Source organism: Streptomyces sp. AcH 505 (assembly GCF_000818175.1).
In the GTDB taxonomy this organism is placed as follows: domain Bacteria; phylum Actinomycetota; class Actinomycetes; order Streptomycetales; family Streptomycetaceae; genus Streptomyces.
This window is the reverse complement of record NZ_JTIY01000002.1, coordinates 585,638-591,901: the sequence shown is the minus strand read 5'-3', so window position 1 is coordinate 591,901 and position 6,264 is coordinate 585,638. Positions and strand designations below refer to the sequence as shown.

General features: G+C 73.4%; 7 protein-coding genes. 3 read left to right on the top strand and 4 right to left on the bottom strand.

Going from position 1 to position 6,264, the window contains the following annotated elements:
• Positions 1-905, bottom strand: a 905-nt coding sequence (locus HY68_RS32780; RefSeq protein WP_198533469.1) for a BTAD domain-containing putative transcriptional regulator, incomplete at its 3' end; no start/stop codon positions are given.
• 204 nt (positions 906-1,109) lie between these two features.
• On the opposite strand from HY68_RS32780, the gene HY68_RS32775 reads away from it, so the two are divergent.
• Positions 1,110-1,988 (top strand): alpha/beta hydrolase, encoded by an 879-nt coding sequence (locus HY68_RS32775; RefSeq protein ID WP_041998697.1) that lies wholly within the window; start codon positions 1,110-1,112, stop codon positions 1,986-1,988.
• Positions 1,989-2,033: 45 nt separating this feature from the next.
• Here the strand turns inward: HY68_RS32775 and HY68_RS32770 are convergent, their stop codons facing one another.
• Together HY68_RS32770 and HY68_RS32765 are read right to left on the bottom strand one after the other, a co-directional pair.
• Complete coding sequence (locus HY68_RS32770; protein ID WP_041998694.1) at positions 2,034-2,486, bottom strand: TIGR03618 family F420-dependent PPOX class oxidoreductase; 453 nt, start codon at positions 2,484-2,486, stop codon at positions 2,034-2,036.
• 68 nt (positions 2,487-2,554) lie between these two features.
• Entirely contained in the window at positions 2,555-3,529 is a 975-nt protein-coding gene (locus HY68_RS32765; RefSeq protein WP_041998691.1) for a TIGR03557 family F420-dependent LLM class oxidoreductase, read from the bottom strand.
• A gap of 204 nt (positions 3,530-3,733) precedes the next feature.
• Between HY68_RS32765 and HY68_RS32760 the strand changes: the two genes are divergently transcribed.
• Together HY68_RS32760 and HY68_RS32755 are read left to right on the top strand one after the other, a co-directional pair.
• The gene (locus HY68_RS32760) at positions 3,734-4,705 is read left to right on the top strand and encodes an NADPH:quinone reductase (RefSeq protein WP_041998688.1); all 972 of its coding nucleotides are present in this window, start codon (positions 3,734-3,736) and stop codon (positions 4,703-4,705) included.
• A 248-nt stretch (positions 4,706-4,953) separates the two neighbouring features.
• A complete protein-coding gene (locus tag HY68_RS32755; protein WP_041998686.1) occupies positions 4,954-5,829 on the top strand; it encodes an LLM class flavin-dependent oxidoreductase in 876 nt (291 codons plus the stop codon).
• On the opposite strand, the gene HY68_RS32750 is transcribed toward HY68_RS32755, so the two are convergent.
• The gene (locus HY68_RS32750) at positions 5,826-6,194 is read right to left on the bottom strand and encodes a DUF4440 domain-containing protein (RefSeq protein ID WP_347560673.1); all 369 of its coding nucleotides are present in this window, start codon (positions 6,192-6,194) and stop codon (positions 5,826-5,828) included. The two genes, HY68_RS32755 and HY68_RS32750, sit on opposite strands and share 4 nt — an antisense overlap.
• Positions 6,195-6,264: the final 70 nt, after the last annotated feature.

Below are 6,264 nucleotides of genomic sequence, written 5' to 3'. Positions count from 1 at the left end.
CGGCCGGTGGCGACGGCGTCGGCCGCGGCCCCGTCGAGCGCGGTCAGTTCGGCGTCACGGCCGACGAACGGGTGCGCCGGGGAGCGCCGCTGCCCGCCCGCCGGGAGCGCCGGGTGCGTACGGTGCGCAGGCGCGACGGGCGTCGTGGTGAGCCGCGCCGCCTGGCCGAGGATGTCCGCCTCCAGTTCCCGCAGCGCGGGGCCGGGATCCACGCCCAGCTCCGTGCGCAGCGTGACCCGGGCGCGACGGAGCGCGGCGAGCGCGTCGCCCTGGCGACCCGCCCGGTAGAGCGCCAGCGCGAGCAGCCGCCAGCCGTCCTCGCGCAGGGGGTGTTCGGCGACAGCGGCTTCGAGACCGGGCACCGCTTCGGCCGCCTGCCCCAGGCCGAGCGCCGCCTCGGTGCGCCGTGCCACGGCCAGCAGCCGCAGCTCGTCCAGCCGGCCCGCCTCGGCGCGCGCCCAGTGCTCGTCGGCGAACTCCGCGTACGCGGGTCCGCGCCAGTCGCCGAGCGCGCCGTCCAGCAGCAGCCGCGCCTCCTCGGCCCGTCCTTCGGCCAGCAGCGGGGCGGCGGCATCGACAGCGGCCTCGAACCGCCAGGCGTCCACCGTCCCGGGATCCGCCCGCAGCGCGTAGCCGGGCTCTGCCGTGACCAGCAGCCGGGCCGGGGTGCGCGGCGGGCGGTCCGGCTCAAGGGTCTTGCGCAGCGCGCCGACGAAGGTCTGTACGGCGCCGACGGCGCCCTTCGGCGGCTCGTCCCAGAGGTCGTCGACCAGCCGGGCGACGGGGACGACCCGGCCCCTGGCGATCAGCAGCCGGGCCAGGACCGCGCGGTGCCGCAGCCCCTTGAGATCGACGGGCCCGTGCTCGTTCCGGGCGGTCAGCGGGCCCAGCACACCGAAGCTGATCACCGGTCACCCACCTCCCTGTCCCCGCGTCGCCACTCGCGCCAACCTATCCGGGCGACGCCCTGGTCACCTCGCCGAGCCGCCGCCGAGCGGCCCCTGGTCCGCCACTGATCCAGCGCTGATCCGCCGCTGATCGACGGCCCGCAGACTCGGCTCGACCGACCCGTACAGAGCACACCGACAGAGCACACCAGGAGAGCAGCCATGACCCCTCAGATTCCCGGCTTCACCCAGCGGCGGGTGACCGTCGCCGACGGCGTGGCGCTCCATGCCGCCGTGGGCGGCTCGGGCAGCCCCGTCGTCCTGCTGCACGGCTTCCCGCAGACCCATCTGATGTGGCGGCATGTCGCCACCGATCTCGCGGCCGACCACACGGTGATCTGCCCGGACCTGCGCGGCTACGGCGACAGCGACAAGCCAGCGGACCCGGAAGGACAGACGTACTCCAAGCGCACCATGGCCGCCGACGTGGTCGCCCTGGCGCGGGCACTGGGCCATGAGCGCTTCGCGCTCGCCGGCCACGACCGGGGCGCCCTGGTGGCGATCCGCGCGGGGCTGGACCATCCCGGAACCGTCACCCACCTGGCGTCCCTCGACGTCCTGCCGACCCTCGACACATGGGAGGTGATGCACGGTACGTCGGCCGCCGTCGGCTTCCATCTGTATCTGATGGCCCAGCCGCCCGGTCTGCCCGAGGAGCTGATCAGCGGCGTGCCGGACGCGTTCTTCGGCCACTTCCTCGACCTCTGGGCCGTCGACCCGGCCGCGATCCCCGCCGACGTACGCGCCGCGTACCTCGCGGCGTCCCGTGCGGCGGTCCCCTCGATCGTCGCCGACTACCGCGCTTCGGCCGGGGTCGACGTCGAACACGACCTGGCCGACCGGGCGGCGGGCAACCGGCTGCGGATGCCGGTGACCGTGCTCCAGCAGGACTGGGGCTCGGCGCTGGGCTTCGACGCCGCCGAGCTGTGGCGGGCCTGGGCACCGGACCTGAAGCACACCCCGGTGTCCTGCGGGCACTTCATGGCCGAGGAGTCCCCCGCCGAGGTCATCGGCGCGCTCCGCGATCTGCTGGCGCGCTAGGTCGTGTCCGACGCGGCGCCGCGTCGGACACGGCACCGGATCGGGTCAGGAGCCGGTCTGCCGGTTGCTGTACACCCGGTCCGGGCGGACGAGCACCGCGGTACGCCGCTGCTCGGCCATCACCCGGTCGTACTCGTCCCAGTCGTCGTGGGAGCCGCCGGCGGCGGCGAAGACCGACCGCAGCAGGAGCCGCAGCCCTTCGGCGTCCAGCCAGGGCTGCGGGTCGTCGGGCCCGGCCAGCTCGGCGCGGCCCTCGACGGTCGCCCACTGCCAGCCGCTGCGGAACGTCGCGGTCACCTGCGGCCTGATCCGCAGATTGGCGAGCTTCACCGGTCCGTACGTGACGAAGGCGAGCACCGGCTCGTCCGTGACCGGATGAGCGAGTACGCCCGCGTTGACGATCGAGCCCTGGATGGTGGAGTCGGCCCGCAGCGTCGAGATCACCGCGAGCCCCTGCTCCGCCCGGCCCAGCGCCGCCGCGTCGTCCAGTGTCGTCATCGAGGCTCCTCGTGCGTGCAGGCGATCCGTGAACGCGGTGTCCGCCTGATCGTAGACCGGTCTGTCCGCTACGCGCCCGAGGGCTTGAGCCTCCGCATCGGGCCGTCGAGTTCGCGCCGGTAGAAGTCGATGAACCCGTCCGGGTCGGGCCCGGCGTTCTGCATGACGAGCCGGTCGAAGCCGGCGTCCGCGTACTGCTGGGCGACCTGGAGATAGCGGGCGGGGTCGGGGCCGCAGGCGAACTTCTCCAGGATGTCCTCCTCGCGCACGGTCGTGGTGGCCGCTTCGAAGTTCACCGGGTTGGGCAGTTCGCTCATGACCTTCCAGCCGGTCACGGCCCACCGCGAGGTCTCCAGCGCCGCCCGGGCCGCGGTGTGTTCGTCGGGGGCCCAGGCCATCGGGACCTCCGCGTACCGGGGGCCGGTGCCGCCCGCCGCCCGGTACTCCTGGACGATCTCCGGCTTGTCCTCGGTGGCGAACAGCGCGTCACCCAGTTCGGCGGCGATCCGGGTCGACGGCGGACCGCTGGCCGCCACGGCGATGAGCGGCAGTTCGCCGGGCAGGTCGAAGACGCGGGCGTCGTCGAGGGTCAGGTGCTTGCCCTCGTACGAGTGGTAGCCGCCGCTCCACAGCAGCCGGATGATCTCCAGCGCCTCGCGGAGCATCTCGTGCCGCACCCGGACGGTGCCGGGGTAACCGGGGCCCACCACATGCTCGTTGAGCCGTTCCCCCGATCCGACGCCGAGCGTGAAGCGGCCGTCGGACAGCAGGGCCAGGGTCGCGGCCGCCTGGGCGATGATCGCGGGGTGGTACCGGACGGTCGGACAGGTCACGCCGGTCGCGAGGCCGATACGGTCGGTCTTCGCCGCGATCGTCCCGAACACGGTCCAGACGAACGGCGAGTGACCCTGGTTGTCCAGCCAGGGATGGAAGTGGTCGCTCATCTCCACGAAGTCGAAGCCCGCCTGCTCCGCCAGGACCGCCTGACGCACCAGCTCCGCGGGACCGAATGCCTCGGCGGCCAGTTTGTAGCCGATCTCCATGTGCGTCGCCTTCCGTCCGGTGCGTGTTCGGTGCGTGTTCGGTGCGTGTTCGGCCTGTCGTGGTCCGAGCAGGAATACCCCGGTTCCGCGTGCCGTAACGGCGCCCGCCGCCGGTCCGGTGTCACAGCGGCCGTAACGGGCAGGAGCGCCGTACGATCGGGCCGTTCGATGCCACCGCCCGCCTCGCGGCAAAAGGACGATGAAGTGAAAGCAGCTCTGTACGACCGTCTGGGTTCCGCCCGTGATGTGCTGCGGGTCGAGGACGTCGACCGCCCCGAACCCGGCCCTGGACAGGTACGGGTCAAGATCGCCCTGTCGGGGGTCAACCCCACCGATGTGAAGTCACGGGGCGGCGCGACCGCGGGGGCGCCGACAGGGTTCCAGGTCCCGCACCACGACGCCACGGGCCGGATCGACGCCGTCGGTCCCGGCGTCGACACCGCGCGCGTCGGACAGCGCGTGTGGACGTATCTCGCCGCGTTCGGCAACCGGTGGGGGACGGCGGCAGAGTGGAGCGTCGTGCCGCAGGAGCGCGCCGTGCCGCTGCCCGAGGACATCGACGACGAACTGGGCGTGTGCCTCGGCGTGCCCGCGCTGACCGCGCACCACTGCCTGTTCGCCGACGGCCGGCTCAACGGCCGTGCGGTGCTGGTGGCGGGCGGCGCGGGAGCCGTCGGCCATTTCGCGATCGAGCTGGCCAAGCACGCCGGCGCCCGGGTCGTCAGTACCGTCAGCGGCCCCGAGAAGGCCGAGCTTGCGCGCCTGGCGGGCGCCGATCTGGTGGTCAACTACCACGACAAGGACGCCGTGGACCAGGTGAAGGGCTTCGCCGCCACCGTGGACCGCGTCGTCGAGGTCGCCCTCGGCCCCAATCTCGATCTCGACCTCGCCGTGAGCGGCCCGCGTACGGTGATCTCCACGTACGCGGCGGCCGAGGACGTCTCCCTGCCGGTCCGGCGGCTCATGACGGCCAATGTGCGGCTGCGGTTCGTCCTGCTCTACGGATTCCCTGAGCCGGACCTCGCGGACGCGGTGGCCGACGTGGGGGCGGCGATGAGCGCCGGCGCGCTGAGCCCGCTGCCGGTGCGGCGCTTCCCGCTCTCCGAGGTGGCGGCGGCGCACGAAGCCGTGGAGAGCGGCGCCGTGGGCAAGGTCGTCGTCGACCCCACCGCCTAGGCCCTAAGTCACCCGATCGGACGCGCCTACCGGTCTCCGGGCGGGGCACCCGAACTGTGCACGGTCGGCCACACCATGCTCGGGGAAGAGCACGCCGTGCAGCCTCCGGGGCAGGGGGCACAATCGCTCGGGGCGGGTCCGGCACACGGTCCCGCCCCGAGTGCCGTCCGTCCGACGCGCCTGACCACCTGAGTTGGGGTCCCCGGTCGAGGTCGACACCCGGCGGGGCCGCCGTGTTGGATGACCGTATGACAACACTTGGCGCTGTGTTCCGCCCCCAACTGCCCCCTGAGCGACTGCGTGACGTGGCACGCGCCGCGGACGAGGCAGGTCTTGAGGAGCTGTGGCTCTGGGAGGACTGCTTCCTCGAAAGCGGTATCGCCAGCGCCGCGGCGGCCCTCGCCTGGACGGAGCGGCTGCGGATCGGGGTCGGGCTGCTCCCGGTGCCGCTGCGGAACGTGGCCCTGACGGCGATGGAGGCGGCGACGCTCCACCGGCTCTTCCCCGAGCGCGTCGTGCTGGGCATCGGCCATGGTGTCCAGGACTGGATGGCGCAGGTCGGCGCGCGCGTCGAGTCGCCGGTGACCCTGTTGCGCGAGCACCTGGAGGCGCTGCGCGCGCTGCTGCGGAGCGAGTCCGTGACGACGGACGGCCGCTACGTGAAGCTCGACAACGTCGCCCTGGACTGGCCGCCCGCGACGGCGCCCGGCATCTTCGCCGGGGCGACGGGACCGCGCACCATGCGGCTGACCGGCGAGGCCGCGGACGGCACGATCCTCACCGGCGGCACGACACCGGACGAGGTACGCCAGGCGCGCGCCCTGATCGACGAGGGCCGCGCCGCCGCCGGGCGCACGGGACCGCACCCGGTGGTCGTGTATCTCCTGGCGACGACCGGCGCTGACGCGGCGGAGCGGCTGCGCGGCGAGCTCGCCCGGGAAGGCCGTGCGGAAACCCCGGAGGCGGGCGTCACGGGCGACGCCGACGCCGTCGCGACGGCCGTGGGCCGTCTCGTGGACGCGGGGGCCGACACGGTGGTCCTCCAGCCGACGGCCGACGAGCCGGACCCGGAGGGCTTCGTCCGGTTCGTGGCGAGCGAGGTCCGGCCCCTGGTGGGCCCCTAGCTCGCGAAGGTGGTGCCCTGCGTGAAGTAGAGCTTCCAGCCCTCTTCGGTGTTCTTCCACAGGGAACTGCGATGGACGTCCCGGCCCCGCACGGTGAGGTCGAAGGTGATGTGCACGAGGTCGGGGCCGAGCTGCGCCGCCGTCATGCCGGACACCGTGCCGGGCGGCGTCGAAGCGCCCCACGCCCGGAGTTCGTCGATGTACGTCTCCCGCGTGTACGCCGTGCCGGACGAGCCGAACGAGGTGAAGCCGTCGTGCAGCAGCTCGCCGAGGCGCGCGGGCGACGCGTACACGGCGGGGTCGAGAAACCGCAGCTCGCCCTCGACGGCGGCGGAGACGGCAGGCGTGGGATCCGAGATGGCCATTCCCACATCCTCCCCGAAGGGACCGCCGGGCGCGTTCGGCCACGGCCTGTGTCCGGCAGGCCTGTCAGGC